15 protein-coding genes and 1 pseudogene are annotated in these 12,939 nt (G+C 65.8%); 9 read left to right on the top strand and 7 right to left on the bottom strand.

Translation table 11 applies throughout. The features are described 5' to 3' along the window. The first annotated feature begins 13 nt into the window (after window positions 1-13). From EVC45_RS01090 to EVC45_RS01105, 4 genes are all read left to right on the top strand, one after another. Complete coding sequence (locus EVC45_RS01090) at window positions 14-697, top strand: Fe2+-dependent dioxygenase (RefSeq protein ID WP_129956196.1); 684 nt, start codon at window positions 14-16, stop codon at window positions 695-697. Beyond that, a complete protein-coding gene (locus tag EVC45_RS01095) occupies window positions 694-1,416 on the top strand; it encodes a PepSY-associated TM helix domain-containing protein (protein WP_129956197.1) in 723 nt (240 codons plus the stop codon). The genes EVC45_RS01090 and EVC45_RS01095 overlap by 4 nt, the downstream gene beginning before the upstream one ends. 110 nt (window positions 1,417-1,526) lie before the next feature. Next, complete coding sequence (locus tag EVC45_RS01100) at window positions 1,527-2,216, top strand: nitroreductase (RefSeq protein ID WP_129956198.1); 690 nt, start codon at window positions 1,527-1,529, stop codon at window positions 2,214-2,216. Between the two features lie 36 nt (window positions 2,217-2,252). After that, window positions 2,253-2,567: a high-potential iron-sulfur protein gene (locus EVC45_RS01105; RefSeq protein ID WP_129956199.1), complete on the top strand. Its 315-nt coding sequence runs from the start codon at window positions 2,253-2,255 to the stop codon at window positions 2,565-2,567. A gap of 26 nt (window positions 2,568-2,593) precedes the next feature. Here the strand turns inward: EVC45_RS01105 and EVC45_RS01110 are convergent, their stop codons facing one another. Then, window positions 2,594-2,956, bottom strand: coding sequence for a DOPA 4,5-dioxygenase family protein (locus EVC45_RS01110; RefSeq protein WP_129956200.1), 363 nt, complete (start codon window positions 2,954-2,956; stop codon window positions 2,594-2,596). Between the two features lie 18 nt (window positions 2,957-2,974). Next, window positions 2,975-3,478, bottom strand: coding sequence for a GNAT family N-acetyltransferase (locus EVC45_RS01115; RefSeq protein WP_129956201.1), 504 nt, complete (start codon window positions 3,476-3,478; stop codon window positions 2,975-2,977). A gap of 427 nt (window positions 3,479-3,905) precedes the next feature. On the opposite strand from EVC45_RS01115, the gene EVC45_RS01120 reads away from it, so the two are divergent. Both EVC45_RS01120 and EVC45_RS01125 read left to right on the top strand, forming a co-directional pair. Beyond that, window positions 3,906-4,178, top strand: a complete 273-nt coding sequence (locus EVC45_RS01120) for a DUF1488 domain-containing protein (RefSeq protein ID WP_129956202.1) — start codon at window positions 3,906-3,908, stop codon at window positions 4,176-4,178. Window positions 4,179-5,078: 900 nt separating this feature from the next. Further along, a complete protein-coding gene (locus EVC45_RS01125) occupies window positions 5,079-5,552 on the top strand; it encodes a hypothetical protein (RefSeq protein WP_129956203.1) in 474 nt (157 codons plus the stop codon). A gap of 83 nt (window positions 5,553-5,635) precedes the next feature. On the opposite strand, the gene EVC45_RS01130 is transcribed toward EVC45_RS01125, so the two are convergent. Then, window positions 5,636-7,603 carry a hypothetical protein gene (locus EVC45_RS01130; protein WP_129956204.1) on the bottom strand — a complete coding sequence of 656 codons (1,968 nt, stop codon included), beginning with the start codon at window positions 7,601-7,603 and terminating at the stop codon, window positions 5,636-5,638. A 383-nt stretch (window positions 7,604-7,986) separates the two neighbouring features. Here EVC45_RS01130 and EVC45_RS01135 point away from each other — a divergent pair, with 383 nt between their 5' ends. The 3 genes from EVC45_RS01135 to EVC45_RS01145 all read left to right on the top strand — a co-directional run bounded on the left by EVC45_RS01135 (window position 7,987) and on the right by EVC45_RS01145 (window position 10,256). Beyond that, a complete protein-coding gene (locus EVC45_RS01135) occupies window positions 7,987-8,340 on the top strand; it encodes a YciI family protein (protein ID WP_129956205.1) in 354 nt (117 codons plus the stop codon). 177 nt (window positions 8,341-8,517) lie between these two features. Continuing rightward, window positions 8,518-8,931, top strand: a complete 414-nt coding sequence (locus tag EVC45_RS01140) for a YciI family protein (protein ID WP_129956206.1) — start codon at window positions 8,518-8,520, stop codon at window positions 8,929-8,931. A gap of 50 nt (window positions 8,932-8,981) precedes the next feature. After that, window positions 8,982-10,256 carry an RNA polymerase sigma factor gene (locus tag EVC45_RS01145; protein WP_129956207.1) on the top strand — a complete coding sequence of 425 codons (1,275 nt, stop codon included), beginning with the start codon at window positions 8,982-8,984 and terminating at the stop codon, window positions 10,254-10,256. A 25-nt stretch (window positions 10,257-10,281) separates the two neighbouring features. On the opposite strand, the gene EVC45_RS01150 is transcribed toward EVC45_RS01145, so the two are convergent. The 4 genes and pseudogenes from EVC45_RS01150 to EVC45_RS01165 all read right to left on the bottom strand — a co-directional run bounded on the left by EVC45_RS01150 (window position 10,282) and on the right by EVC45_RS01165 (window position 12,816). After that, complete coding sequence (locus EVC45_RS01150) at window positions 10,282-10,899, bottom strand: LysE family translocator (RefSeq protein WP_129956208.1); 618 nt, start codon at window positions 10,897-10,899, stop codon at window positions 10,282-10,284. A gap of 55 nt (window positions 10,900-10,954) precedes the next feature. Beyond that, a complete protein-coding gene (locus EVC45_RS01155; RefSeq protein ID WP_129956209.1) occupies window positions 10,955-11,542 on the bottom strand; it encodes a DUF4337 domain-containing protein in 588 nt (195 codons plus the stop codon). 99 nt (window positions 11,543-11,641) lie between these two features. After that, window positions 11,642-11,826 (bottom strand): annotated as a pseudogene (locus EVC45_RS01160) (DUF1427 family protein). Between the two features lie 21 nt (window positions 11,827-11,847). Continuing rightward, window positions 11,848-12,816, bottom strand: a complete 969-nt coding sequence (locus EVC45_RS01165; protein ID WP_129956210.1) for a zinc-binding alcohol dehydrogenase family protein — start codon at window positions 12,814-12,816, stop codon at window positions 11,848-11,850. Between the last annotated feature and the right edge of the window lie 123 nt (window positions 12,817-12,939).

Raw genomic sequence — 12,939 nt, forward strand, 5'->3', positions numbered from 1 at the left:
CGAAGGACACACTATGCTGCTGCACATTCCGAAGGTACTCGACGCCGAGCAATTGCGCTTCGTGCGCGAGCGGCTCGATCAAGCCGGCGACGCGTGGGTCGATGGTCGCGCGACCGCGGGCTATCAGGGTGCGCCGGTCAAGCGCAATCAGCAGATCGCCGAGCACTCGGCAGTCGCGCGCGAACTCGGCGACGTGATTCTCGCGACGATCGAGCGCAACCCGCTGTTCATCAGCGCGGTACTGCCCAACCAGGTCTATCCGCCGCTCTTCAACCGCTACGAAGGCGGCATGCAGTTCGGTAGCCACGTCGATGGTGCGGTGCGCGTGTTGCCGAACGGCGTGAAGCTGCGCACCGACGTGTCGATCACGCTGTTTCTGAGCGCGCCCGACGAATACGACGGCGGCGAACTCGTGATCGAAGACACCTACGGCGTGCAGCAGGTGAAGCTGCCGGCCGGCGACATGATCGTCTATCCGGCGACGAGTCTGCATCAGGTGACGCCGGTCACGCGCGGCGCGCGCGTGGCGAGCTTCTTCTGGGTCCAAAGCCTCGTGCGCAGCGACACGCATCGCGCGCTGCTGTTCGACATGGACACCGCGATTCAACGGCTCAATGCCACCCATGCCGACGAGGCCGCGCGACGCAGCCTCGTCGGTTGTTATCACAATCTGCTGCGTACCTGGAGTGATACGTGAGCGTATCGGACACCCTCGACATTCAACCGCCCGTGGCCGGCGAACAAGACGTACACACGCCGCCGCGGCTCGATGGCGATGAGCTGAAATCGCGCCAGCAGCGCTCGCGTCGCGCGACCTTCATCAAGTGGCTGCGCAAGGTGCACGGCTGGGTTGGCCTGTGGGGCGCGGCGCTCGGCCTGCTGTTCGGCACCACGGGGTTCTTTCTGAACCATCGCGGCGGGCCGCTGCGCGTGTCGACCGGCGAGCCGCAGGTGTCGGTGATGCAGGTGCCGCTGCCGCAACCGGCACCGGAAACGCCGCGCGAGCTCGCGAAGTGGCTCAAGCAGGAGCTGAAGATCGCCGGCACTCCGGGGCGCGTGCAGAAGGAACCCGAGCATCCGGTGGCATGGGGCGATCGCAGCGTCGTGCAGCCCGAGCACTGGCAGCTGAATTTCGCGTCGCCGAAAGAAAACACCTCGGCCGAATACTGGGTCGGCAATAGCACCGTGACGGTCAAGCGCAGCGCCAACACCTTTCTCGCGATGCTGACGAACATGCACAAGGGCGTGGGCTTGAGCGTCGGTTGGGTGCTGCTGATCGACACGCTTGCCGGCAGTCTGATCCTGTTGTCGCTGACAGGCGTGCTGTTGTGGACCGAGTTGAACAAGCGCAAGACGGTGGGGCTCGTGCTCGTGGCGGGGTCGATTGCGGCGGCGGTGGTGTTGGGGACGATGTAAGGGCGCGACGCAACGCTTCGAGCGAAGCTTGCGCGCTCGCAGGCAAGCTTCCAGCGGTAAGCGCTAGAATCGTCGCAGATCCACTTTGCTGGCTCTGCCGCCATCCGCCGATGACCTCTTCCGCGAACCCCGTCGACACCGCGCTGACCACGCGGCGCTCGGTGCGCGCCTTTCTGCCGACACCAGTGCAGCGCGCCGACATCGAAGCCATTCTCGAAGCCGCCAGCCGCGCGCCGTCGGGCACCAACACGCAGCCATGGAAGGTGTATGTGCTGACGGGCGAATCGCTCGCGCGTCTGTCGCGCGATCTGCTCGCGGCCTACGACGATCCGCAGCGCGACGAGCTGTACCAGGAAGAGTACGCGTACTATCCGCGCCAGTGGCAGTCGCCGTTCATCGACCGGCGCCGCAAGGTCGGCTGGGACATGTATGGCCTGCTCGGCATCGAGAAGGGCGACAAGGCGCGCATGCACGAGCAGCGCTTGCGCAATTTCCGTTTCTTCGACGCGCCCGTCGGCCTGCTGTTCACGATCGATCGCAGCCTCGAGCGCGGCAGCTGGCTCGACTACGGCATGTTCCTGCAGGCGATCATGACGGCCGCGCGCGGACGCGGCCTCGACACCTGTCCGCAGGCGGCGTTCACGAAGTTTCACCGGCTGATCGCCGAACATCTCGGCTTGCCCGAGAACGAGCAGTTCGTGTGCGGCATGTCGCTCGGCTTCGCCGACCCCAACGCGCCGGTCAATACGCTGCGCACCGAGCGCGAAGCCGTCGAGCGCTTCACGCGCTTTCTCGATTGAACGCAGACCTCCGTCCCCACCCAGAGGCAAACCAAAATGAAAGTATCGCGCCGCCATTTCCTGCTGGTCAGCGCGGGCGTCGGCTCGTCGCTCGCGCTGTCCCGCGTCGCCTTTGCCGCGACCGTTCCCAATGCGTTGAGCGAGAGCGATCCGCAGGCACAGAAGGTCGGCTATACCGAAGATGCGTCGAAGGTCGACAAGGCCCGCTTCCCGAGTTTCGCGGCCGGGCAGTCGTGCGCGAACTGCTCGCTGTTCCAGGGCAAGGCGTCGGACGCGTACGGCGGCTGCACGCTGTTCGGCGACAAACAGGTCGCCTCGCGCGGCTGGTGCAGCGCGTACACGAATATGTGAGCACGCCGCCGCACCTTTCGCGGCTGCTACAACAGCGCCTTCAGCACGAGCTCGTGCGAGTGCCCGATCCACACGGCGGCGTCGCGATGATCGCGCAGCGCGTCGCCGGTATTCGGATGCAGAAAGACATCGAGCGCGCCGTGATTGAGCGTGAGCCAGCCGACCACGTCGGCGAACTGCGCGTGCGCGAACGCCAGCTGATACGACCACATCGGATGCGGGCCGACCGGCCGTTCGTGAAAGCGCCCGATCTGCAGTTGGTCGCTCCAATGCGCGTCGATCTGCTCGCGAAACGCCCAGGCGGCGTCGCGGCTCGCCGCGTCGAAATAGATGTGCGCGTGCCAGCTTTGAATCGCTGAAGCATCGCGAAAGGTCGTATCAGAGTTCATTGCCAGGCTCGTTCCGTATCAGTCTTTATCCGACATTCGTTCTGCTTCGCTTTCCGCCGACGCGCGCGCTGCAACGCGCATGTGAAACTGTGTCTGATCCTCGCCGACGATCTCGAAGCCAAGACGATCGTACAGCCGTTTCGCGGGATTGCCCTTGAGCACCTGCAAGCTGACCGGCAGCGCTTCGGCCGCCGCGGCGCGCAGGATCGTGCGTAGCACCTGCTCGCCGATGCCGCGTCCCTGCAGCGCCGGCGCGATTTGCACCTGTACGACGAACCATTCGTCTTCGTTGCGATGCGCCTTCAGCAGACCCGCGGGCGCGCCATCGATGCAGATCACCTGGGCCGCGTCGTAGCGATGCAGCAGGCGCGCGCGATGGGCGTCGTCGTCGATCGGCTCGCCGGCGCGCGCCAGGTGTTCGGTCATCGTCGTCTTGCGCAGTTCGAGCAGGAAGGCTTCGTCGGCGGCTTGCGCGGGGCGCAAGGTCAACCCGGATCGTTGGGCAGGCAGTTGGACGGACATGTCGGCAAGGTCGTTGCGCGTGATCGGGCACGCGAGGATCGTGCGAAGCGCGAGTAAGAATTGTCGTCGATTGTCGCGCGGGCTGCGCTTTTTTACCACGCGGCTATGTTGCCGCCGATGCGCACGGCTTCGTCGCTGCCCGATCGGCTAGCCGTCGCCTTGCGCGTTGTGTGGCATGCGCTTTGCTAAAGCTTGCTTCGCGCTTCGCTGGCGCGGTCGTCGGCTCATCGCGCTCGCGCTATGCGTACCACCGTACGAACAGACAAAACGAGGCCACCTACGATTGGCGTGACACATGCGCGACGGCACGTCCGCCGCACGTGTCGCCCGACGCGCCGCGCGTGGCCGCCGGTGCGAGCGTCAGACGATTTTCCGGGGACGTTCGCGTCATAGGGCGAGCGTCGTAATCAATGTTGCGAGGTGGGGTATGACGATGATCGAGGCGGTACCCAGCGTCTCGGCAGATGGGCTGGCGGTGATTTTCCAGCTTTCGTCGCGGGGACGAGACCTTGAATGCGCGGTCACGCGCGAGGCGCTCGAACAGCACTTCTGGCTGCAACGCGGCGCGGGCGAGGCGCGCGTTCTGAAGACGTTCGCGGATGGACGCAAACGTATCACCGCGATCGCCGAACGGAAAATACTCGCGCGTCCCGGTGAGAAGGTCTTGCTGACGATCGACGATTTCGCCACTCCCGGGTGACCGCGTGGCGCGGCGCGCGTCATCGCTCGACGCTGCGCACGCGATGACGCCGGCGCGACGGCACTGACCTCGCTCATTCTGAACGCGGCCGGCTTCGCACTTCGCGGTTGTCCTTCATGCTTTTGCGGCACCGTTTCGGTGCGATCGCTGCTGTCACATCGAGCCTTTCCATTCCTGCCATATCCGGCGAAAACCGGCTGTTACATCGATTCGCCAAATTAGCCCGCCAAAGCGCCTCGCTTCGCGCAATTGCCTTCGCGCGTGCGCGACTACACTCTTTTCCATGGAGCGACGAATCACCGAACTCCATCGATGCGATCTTCCCCTCGTGTCGGATTTGAACCGTACCGTTGATGAGTAGTCTGCAGTTCGCAGTTCGCAATTTGTAGTGAGTAGCTGGCAGTCGGCAGTCGGCAGTTGACGCAATACAACCGCGCAATGCATCGAGCACGAGCGCGAAGCAACAGGGGTAGCGGCCAGGTGTAGCAAGTAACGAGGACCGGCCCACATGCAGTCGCAATTGAAGTGGTGGTTTGAATCGACAGTTTGAAGGTTGCTGTCGAGCGGTAGAATTTGCCGGTGCAGTAGACGTAAGCAAAAAGCTTTGCAGGTTAGGTGGTTATAGGTTGGTAGGGCATCCACGCGCCTCCCGACTGTTCCATCCTGTCAGCCCTGTTCCTCGCGGAACAGGGTTTTTTTTCGTCGCAACGAAGCGGGCTTCTTGTTTCTGGCGGGTTCGAACCGATATGCGGGCATTGCGTTCTTCGATAGGTTCGAAGAACGGACGCATCGCATAGCGTGAACTGTCGGGCGCGAAATGCGTCGGACGATTGAACGCGGCGATTGCCGCCGTCGCGTGCCGAAGTCCGGGCGCGCTGCCGCAAGAAGGAGATTGAATCGATGCCCAACAAATCGCGAGTTCGCAAGCCCGGCCGCACGGCCATGTCACCGTTGTTGCGTTCCCTGACCCAGAGCCGCACCGCGCACGCGCCGGTCACGCAGACCATGTTGTTGCAGGCCTACGGCGCGCTCGATGCATTGCGCCGCGGCCGCGGCGCGCGGATTCTGCACACGACGCTGAGCCGGCATTTGCTGGTGTCGCAAGAACTTGCGCGCGTGGGGCTGGGCGACGACGTGCGTGCCGACATCGAAAGCGCGCATGCGGCGATGGTGCGACTCGACGTGCGCGAGCGCGACACCGGCCGCTGGTCGCTCGAAGACGACGACTACGCAAGTCTTTGCACGGCGCTAGCGATTTTCGACGGGCAGTTGGCGGCGGCGTCGCTGAGCGAGCTGGCGAGCGCGGAAGCGAAAATGATCGAAGGTTTGATGCGCTCCGCGCAGCTGCGGGCGCTGGCCGAGGCGGCGGTTTGAGCGGCACGCAAAGAAGCGCCCCGGTGGGGGCGTTTTTCGCATCTGGCGGCGCGCATTTCGAAAGAAAGCGCGCACAGCAAACGCTAGTCGTTGTACTGCGTGATATCGAGGTACACGGTCCCGTTGCGTCCGCCGCCCAGCTGAATGAGCCGTGAGCCGCCCGTCGTCAATGCGGGGAACGGGCAGTTCGTGCAGGCTTGCACGCCAGCCGAATTGACGCCCGCATTTACCGTCGCCTGATATTGCCCGACCGTCGTGTTGTTGGCGGGACCCACCGCGAACCCGTTCACCTGCTCGACACCCGCCGAAATTTGCGCGGTGGCCGCGATCCCCGTCGACGTGACCGGATACGCGAGACTCAAGCCGACGTTCCCGAGACTCGACCACGTGACGCTCAGCGCGTACTGCACATCGGCGAGCGCCGTGCCGGGCGTCAGGAACTGCGTGGTTGCGTCGTTCATCATCAGCGTCGGCCACGGGATCGAACTGCCCGCCACCGCATTGAGCGGACTGCCGGGGTTGATGACCGACGACTGGCCGAGCTGCGCGCCGTTCATGTCGTAAAACGTAACCGTGTAGGTCGAATAGAGCGGCACGCTGCTCGCGTCGAGCGATTGCGCGGCGTAAGAGCCCGTCGAGGCGGGCGGCGTGAAATTCGCCGTCGACGATAGCGACTGCCACGACCAGCGATACTGCGAAGTGTTGCTGGCCGTCGTCGCGGGCGTCACCGGCGGCGCGCTCAATGCGCTATCGGCCAGACCGAGCGAGTGGCTGCCCGCTGAGATGCGCGGCATCAGCCACACGGGCGCGGCAAGACCCGGCCCTGTCACCGACGCCGAATACACGCTCGGGTTCGACGCGGTCGGGATCGTGATATCGAGCCCGGACTCATAGCGGTTCACGTCGTTCAGTCGCGTATCGAGGAAGGTGCGGCGTTGAATGTTCGACATGATCGCCACCGCGAACGACGACTGATCGCCGATCAGATTCCAGCCGAGTTGCGTGCCGTTGGCTAGCATGACCGGCGTCGCGAGCGGCTGCGCGATGCTGTATAGCAGACCCGGCGTGCCGCTCGCGAGCGTGAACGGCAGTTCCACGAGTGCGAGCTGCTTGCCGTTGCGCGTGAAAAACGCGAGCGTCTTCGGCGAACCGAACACCGCGCCGGTCATCGCCGATTCGGTCAGGCCGTGTGCGGTCGCGAGATCGGTCGAGCCGCTTTCCTTGAATCCGGCGTCGATCGCGGGCGAGCACGATGTGTTGTTCAGCGTGCCGTTCGCCGCGCATGCGGTGAGCAGCGACGCGAGCGGCTCCAGATAGTTCGCGGCGACCTGTGGTGCGGCCAGCACGACGCCCTGAGCGGTCTTGTTGTTCAGTGCGATGGTCGTGCCCGGCGCCGCGTTCGATACCAGCATGCGGCCCCCGTTGGCTGCCGTGGGGACCGATACCGAGTCGATCACCGCATCGGCGCCCGTGTGATTCGGCGTGAACGCAGTGCCGACCGGATCGAAGCCGGCCGTCTGAAGCCCGTTCTGCTTGAGCAGGTTCGCGAGGATCGTGTCGAGCGTGATGGTTGCCAGCTGGACCGACTGCAGCGTCAGCTTGGCGAGCGTGCCGCTCGAAGCGAGTTCGATCGGATTGCCCGAGGTGGTCAGCATCGCGGCGAGCGCGGTGGTGAGTGTGGTCACGTTGACCACGGCGGGCGCGGTGCCGGTGGGCAGCCTCGCGATCACGGACGACAGCGGTGCGGAAAGGCCGCCCGCGTCGCTCGCGATGATGAAGAACGGCAAGGTCATGCCCTTCACCGAGATGCTGTATGCGCCTTGCGTATTGGTCGTCGCGGTGGCTTGCGCACCGGTCGCGTCGATCAGCGTGACGTTCGCGCCGACGAGCGCGCTGCCGGCCGCGACGGTGCCGCTCACCGACGTCGTAGTTGCCGGCGACGTGCTGGACGAGCCCGAGCCGGAATCGCCGCCGTTGCCGCACCCGCCGAGTTGAAAGAGGATGCAGGCGCCGGCGGCTGCGATGCCGCTGCGCACGATCGGTCGATGCATGAATTTCCCCGCTGCTCGAATAATTTGAATGATGCGTTCGTCGAACGGCTGAAACGGCCGTTTCAGCGCGGACGTGAATGGATTCCGGAGAATACTTGAAAGCGACACCGACGTGTCGCGAACGGCGCGCTCGATACGCCCGGCGCGGCCGCTTACGAGTGTCCGTAGAGGATTGCGCGCGCCGATCCGCGTGTGCCCGCAGAACACGCGAGCAGCCCCCGTACCCCCAGCTGGGCGCGTTTGCCGCTGTCTTTCCCGCTTGCTAGACTGCGCGTGCTTGCTACCTGAATGCCATCTGTCATCTGCCTGCCGTCGAAGCCAGGCGCCGCCGGCGTCGGTGCGATGCCGACCCGCGCAGACAACCGAGCCCTATCGGAGACGCCATGTCCTACATGCTGCTGATCGTCGAACCCACGGAGCAACGCGAGGAGCGCGGCGAACCCGCGGGCCGCGACCTCTACGACCAGATGGTGCGTTTCGCCGGGAATCTGAAGGAGCGCGGCAAGCTGCTCGCGGTCGAGTCGCTGACGTCGCAGAAGGACGCCGTGCGGGTGCAGGTCCGCAATGGCCAGTCGAAGCTCGTCGATGGGCCGTTCGCCGAGGCGAAGGAGATGATCGGCGGCTTCTTTCTGCTGAACTGCGACAGCCGCGAAGAGGCCGTGGCGATCGCGCAGACCTGCCCGGCGGCGGCGTGGTGCACGGTCGAGGTGCGCAAGATTGGACCGTGCTTCATCTAGCCACGCGACTCCCACCTCATCTGCTTCGGTGTTTTCCCTGGGAGGCCGGGACCGCCGTGCGTGTCGATCCGGCCGTGCATCGCGCGTCGTGCGAGTAAGGGGCGAGCCGGCGTGGCGCCCTCGAGCGATTCACACGAATCCACTCACGACGAAACCCTAACAACAGGGAGCAACGACATGCGATTCATGATCATCGTCAAGGCCACGGCCGCGAGCGAAGCCGGCGAGATGCCCGAGCCGTCGCTGATCGCCGCGATGGGCGCGTACCACGAAGAACTCGCGAAGGCCGGCGTGCTGCTCGACGCGACGGGCTTGCAGCCGAGCTCGAAAGGCTGGCGCGTGCGCTATAGCGGCGGCAAGCGGAGCGTCGTGGACGGGCCGTTCACGGAAACCAAGGAGCTGATCGCGGGCTACACGTTGATCCAGGTGCGCTCGCGCGACGAGGCGATGGAATGGGCGCGGCGTTTCCCGGCGCCGTTCGGCGAGCATGCCGATGGCGAAATCGAGGTGCGGCAGCTGTTCGAACTCGACGACTTCGAGCCGGGGCCGGAAGTCGAGCGCTTTCGCAAGCTTGAAGAAGATCGAGGCTGATTTCATGGTCCTGAATGCGCAACCGTCGGCAGCAGGTGAAGGCTAGCGCCGTGACGATACAGGCCACCCATCGTGCGATCGACGCTGTCTGGCGGATCGAATCCGCGAAGGTCATCGCTCACGTCGCGCGGATCGTGCGCGACGTGGGGCTCGCCGAGGAACTCGCGCAGGACGCGCTGGTGGCCGCGCTCGAGCATTGGCCGGACGCGGGCGTGCCCGACAACCCCGGAGCCTGGCTGATGACGGCCGCGAAAAACCGCGCGCTCGACCGCCTGCGCCAGGAAGCGCTGCATGCGCGCAAGCGTGAGGAGCTCGGCCACGATCTCGACGCGATCGAAGCGCACGTGGTGCCCGATTTCGTCGATGCGCTCGATGCCGCGCGCGCCGACGACATCGGCGACGATCTGCTGCGGCTCATCTTCACCGCGTGCCACCCGGTGCTGTCGACCGATGCGCGCGTCGCGCTGACGCTGCGTCTGCTCGGCGGCCTCACCACCGACGAAATCGCCCGCGCGTTTCTGGTGCCCGAGCCGACCATCGCGCAGCGGATCGTGCGCGCGAAGCGCACGCTGTCGGCGGCGCGCGTGCCGTTCGAGGTGCCGCAGGCGGACGCCCGCGCGGCGCGGCTCGCGTCGGTGCTGCAGGTGATCTACCTGATTTTCAACGAAGGCTATTCGGCCACCGCCGGCGACGACTGGATGCGCCCGGCGCTATGCGAGGAAGCGCTGCGGCTCGGGCGCGTGTTGAGCGGACTCGTAGCCGACGAAAGCGAAGTCCACGGTCTCGTCGCGCTGATGGAGATTCAGGCGTCGCGCACCCACGCGCGCACCGACCCGCAGGGGCGTCCGGTGTTGCTGCTCGAACAGGACCGCAGCCGCTGGGACCTGCTGCTGATCCGCCGTGGCCTCGCCGCGTTGGACAGCGCGCATGCGCTCGGCGGCGCGAGCGGGCCGTATGCGTTGCAGGCGGCACTCGCCGCCTGTCATGCGCGGGCGCGCCGCGCCGAGGACACCGACTGGGTGCAGATCGTCGCGCTCTACGATGCGTTGGCGCAGGTCGCGCCGTCGCCGGTGGTCGAGTTGAATCGCGCGGTTGCGGTAGGGATGGCGTTCGGGCCGGCGGCCGGACTCGAGATCGTCGATGCGCTCGCCGCCGGTTCGGCGCTCGCGAATTATCACTGGCTGCCGAGCGTGCGCGGTGATCTGCTGGTCAAGCTGGGACGCGTCGACGAAGCGCGCGCGGAGTTCGAGCGCGCCGCGGCCATGACGCGCAATACGCGCGAGCGCGAGCTGTTGCTGGAGCGTGCGCGCGGGCTCGCGCATTGAGATCCGCGCGTACGTCAGTACCGCCTCACCGAATCAGCTGGCGCAGCCCCAATGCAACGATCAAACCGCCGCACACACGATCGACCCACATCTTGCCGCGCCGATACGCCGACGCGATCCGCTCATGCGACAACGCGAGCGCGACGAACCCATACCAGCTGCTCGCAACGACGAACACCATGCCGAGCATCGCGGCAAACGTGCCGGTGCTCACATGCGCGGGCGCCGCTGATGAGAACACCGCGGCGAAGAACGCCATCGACTTCGGGTTCGCGATGTTGGTCGCGAAGCCCTGCGCGAACGCTTGCCGGAAGCCACCCGCCGGTGCCTTGACGAGCACCGCTTGCCTTGCCGCCGACGAATTGAAGATCAGCCGCCCGCCGAACCACAGCAGATAACACGCGCCGACGATCCTGACCACCAGCGCGAGCCACGGGAACGCGGCGAATACGATGCCGACGCCGAGAATCGCGCAGCTCGCCCAGAACAGATTGACGAGCACGATGCCCGCGACCATCGCGAGCGCTTCGATGCGCGTCGCCGAAGCGGCCTTGTGCGCGACCGCGACGAAGTTCGGCCCCGGACTCACCACGCCCGCGATATACACGGAAAACACGCCGACCACGGCGGACCCATCGATCACGACACACTCCCTGCTGCAACGCTCTGGCTGAAAGAAGACATCCGATACATCGCGCTCATAGCCCGAAAAATGCCGCGCCCGCGGTCAGGACGCCGGCTCCCGCGATGCAGTACGACAGATTGCGCAGCCAGTTCTTGCGGGTGAGCAGCGTGATCGCGCACAGCGCAATCGCGACCTGAATCAGCAACGTCGCCTGAGCCCAGCGATGATGGCCGTGCAGCAGCCCTTCGCTGCGCGTGTCGGCGGCGACGACCTGTTTCTCGATGGCTTCGGCGTTCGCGCGGATCGGCTCTTTCTGCTGCTTGTATTTCTCGACGTCGGCGACGAACTTCGCGTGCGCGTCGCTATTGGGCGCCGACAGCGCCGCGCCGAGTTCGGCGAGGTTTTCCTTCTCGCCCTTCGCCTGGTAGTAGCTCCACTGGTTCGACGCTTCGGTCTTCTTGATCGCCGCTTCGTTCTTGTAGAACAGCGCGAGGTTTTCGGCGTTGCCGCTCTGGTACGCGCACAGCGCGCCGATCGTCGCGAGGATCGCGGTCATCACGGCCATGCGGCTCGCGAACGGATCGGCGTCGTGATGCCCGGCTTGGCCGGCGTGTTCGACGGCATGGTCGTGCGGACCATGCACTTCATATTCTTCAGACATCAGATTCTCCGAGGCAATGCTTTTATCGTTCTCGCCGGGCGGCGCGGGCACCCGGCGGCCTCAATCTTAGCGTGTCGCGGGCGGCCTGAGGCCGCGGCTTCAGTGCAGTGTCGATGAAAGCCAGGTGCGCACGAACGGAATCAGATGCTCGCCGCCGACCATGCCGAGCAGGCCGACGAGCGCAACCGTCGGCGGCGCGGCGACCTCACGGCCATCACGTTGTAGATCACCCCGACCAGCACGCCGGCACCGAGCGACAGAACATACGCTTTCGTGTTGCGGATTCCTGTGTGACAGAGGGACGGTTATTGCATGCGAATCACGACGCGCCCGCGCGTGCCGGCGGCGACCGCCTCGTAGGCTTCGCGCGCGCGGGCGAGCGGGAATTCCTGCGCGATCGCCGGGCCGCTCAGCTTGCCGTCGTCGAAGCCCTGGACGAGCGCCGTCATCAGCGGCGCCGATTCCGCGACGCCGAGCTTCGCGCTGTCGACGCCGAGCAGTTGCGTCTCGTTGTGATAGAAGTCGATCAGATCGAACTCGACGCGGCGCTTGCCGGTCGCGCTGATTTCGAGCACGCGGCCGCGCCGCTTCGCAAGGCTCAGCGCGGTCTCGAACGCGACGCCGCCGACCGAGTCGTAGACGACTTCCGCGCCCGCGCCGCCGGTGAGTTCGCGCACGCGTTCGGCCGCGTGTTCGTCGAGCGGCACGTAGGCGTCCATCAGGCGGCCGGCGGGTGAGGCCGGATCGAGCGGCCGGCGGTCGACGGCGATCACGCGCGCGCCGCGTGCTTTCGCGATCTGCACGACCGCGCCGCCGACACCGCCGCCCCCGCCAAGCACGGCGAGGGTCTCACCGGCCTGCAACTTTGCGTATTCGACGGTGCCGAGCCACGCGACCACGAAGTTCACGCCGATCGCCGCCGCCTCGGCGTGGCTCAAGCCGGCAGGCTTGCGCGACAGTGCCGCGACCGGAATCCGGATGTATTCGGCGTGCGTGCCGTCGCGCGTGAAGCCGATGTCGCCGCCGGTGCCCCACACCTCGGCGTTCAGCCACCCGGCCGGGCCGTCCACCACCACGCCGCTGAAGTCGCGCCCGGGTATGCGCGGCAGCACCGTGTGCTCGAAATGGCCGGACACGTTCTTCACGTCGCTCGGATTGACCGAGGCCGCCATGACCCGCACGAGCGCATGTTCCGCGTCGGCTTGCGGCGTCGGCAGATCGACGTATTCGAGCACTTCAGGGCTGCCAAAAGTCTTGAACTGGATCGCGTTCATCGTGCGTGGCTCCGGTTGGTCTTGCGCCGCGCTGCGCGGCGAATGCGAATGCACCGTAGTCTAGGTGACGCGCGAAAAGGCATCAGGACAACGGCTTTCGAATTTCGGACAACCCGCGCGCCG

The organism is Paraburkholderia sp. UYCP14C (assembly GCF_004197395.1).
Taxonomy (GTDB): Bacteria; Pseudomonadota; Gammaproteobacteria; order Burkholderiales; family Burkholderiaceae; genus Paraburkholderia.

Coding starts and splice junctions, on each gene's coding strand:
- EVC45_RS01105 (WP_129956199.1), top strand. CDS start 2,253: ATGAAAGTATCGCGCCGCCATTTCCTGCTGGTCAGCGCGGGCGTCGGC.
- EVC45_RS01165 (WP_129956210.1), bottom strand. CDS start 12,816: ATGAACGCGATCCAGTTCAAGACTTTTGGCAGCCCTGAAGTGCTCGAA.
- EVC45_RS01135 (WP_129956205.1), top strand. CDS start 7,987: ATGTCCTACATGCTGCTGATCGTCGAACCCACGGAGCAACGCGAGGAG.
- EVC45_RS01120 (WP_129956202.1), top strand. CDS start 3,906: ATGACGATGATCGAGGCGGTACCCAGCGTCTCGGCAGATGGGCTGGCG.
- EVC45_RS01140 (WP_129956206.1), top strand. CDS start 8,518: ATGCGATTCATGATCATCGTCAAGGCCACGGCCGCGAGCGAAGCCGGC.
- EVC45_RS01125 (WP_129956203.1), top strand. CDS start 5,079: ATGCCCAACAAATCGCGAGTTCGCAAGCCCGGCCGCACGGCCATGTCA.
- EVC45_RS01090 (WP_129956196.1), top strand. CDS start 14: ATGCTGCTGCACATTCCGAAGGTACTCGACGCCGAGCAATTGCGCTTC.
- EVC45_RS01115 (WP_129956201.1), bottom strand. CDS start 3,478: ATGTCCGTCCAACTGCCTGCCCAACGATCCGGGTTGACCTTGCGCCCC.
- EVC45_RS01155 (WP_129956209.1), bottom strand. CDS start 11,542: ATGTCTGAAGAATATGAAGTGCATGGTCCGCACGACCATGCCGTCGAA.
- EVC45_RS01100 (WP_129956198.1), top strand. CDS start 1,527: ATGACCTCTTCCGCGAACCCCGTCGACACCGCGCTGACCACGCGGCGC.
- EVC45_RS01130 (WP_129956204.1), bottom strand. CDS start 7,603: ATGCATCGACCGATCGTGCGCAGCGGCATCGCAGCCGCCGGCGCCTGC.
- EVC45_RS01110 (WP_129956200.1), bottom strand. CDS start 2,956: ATGAACTCTGATACGACCTTTCGCGATGCTTCAGCGATTCAAAGCTGG.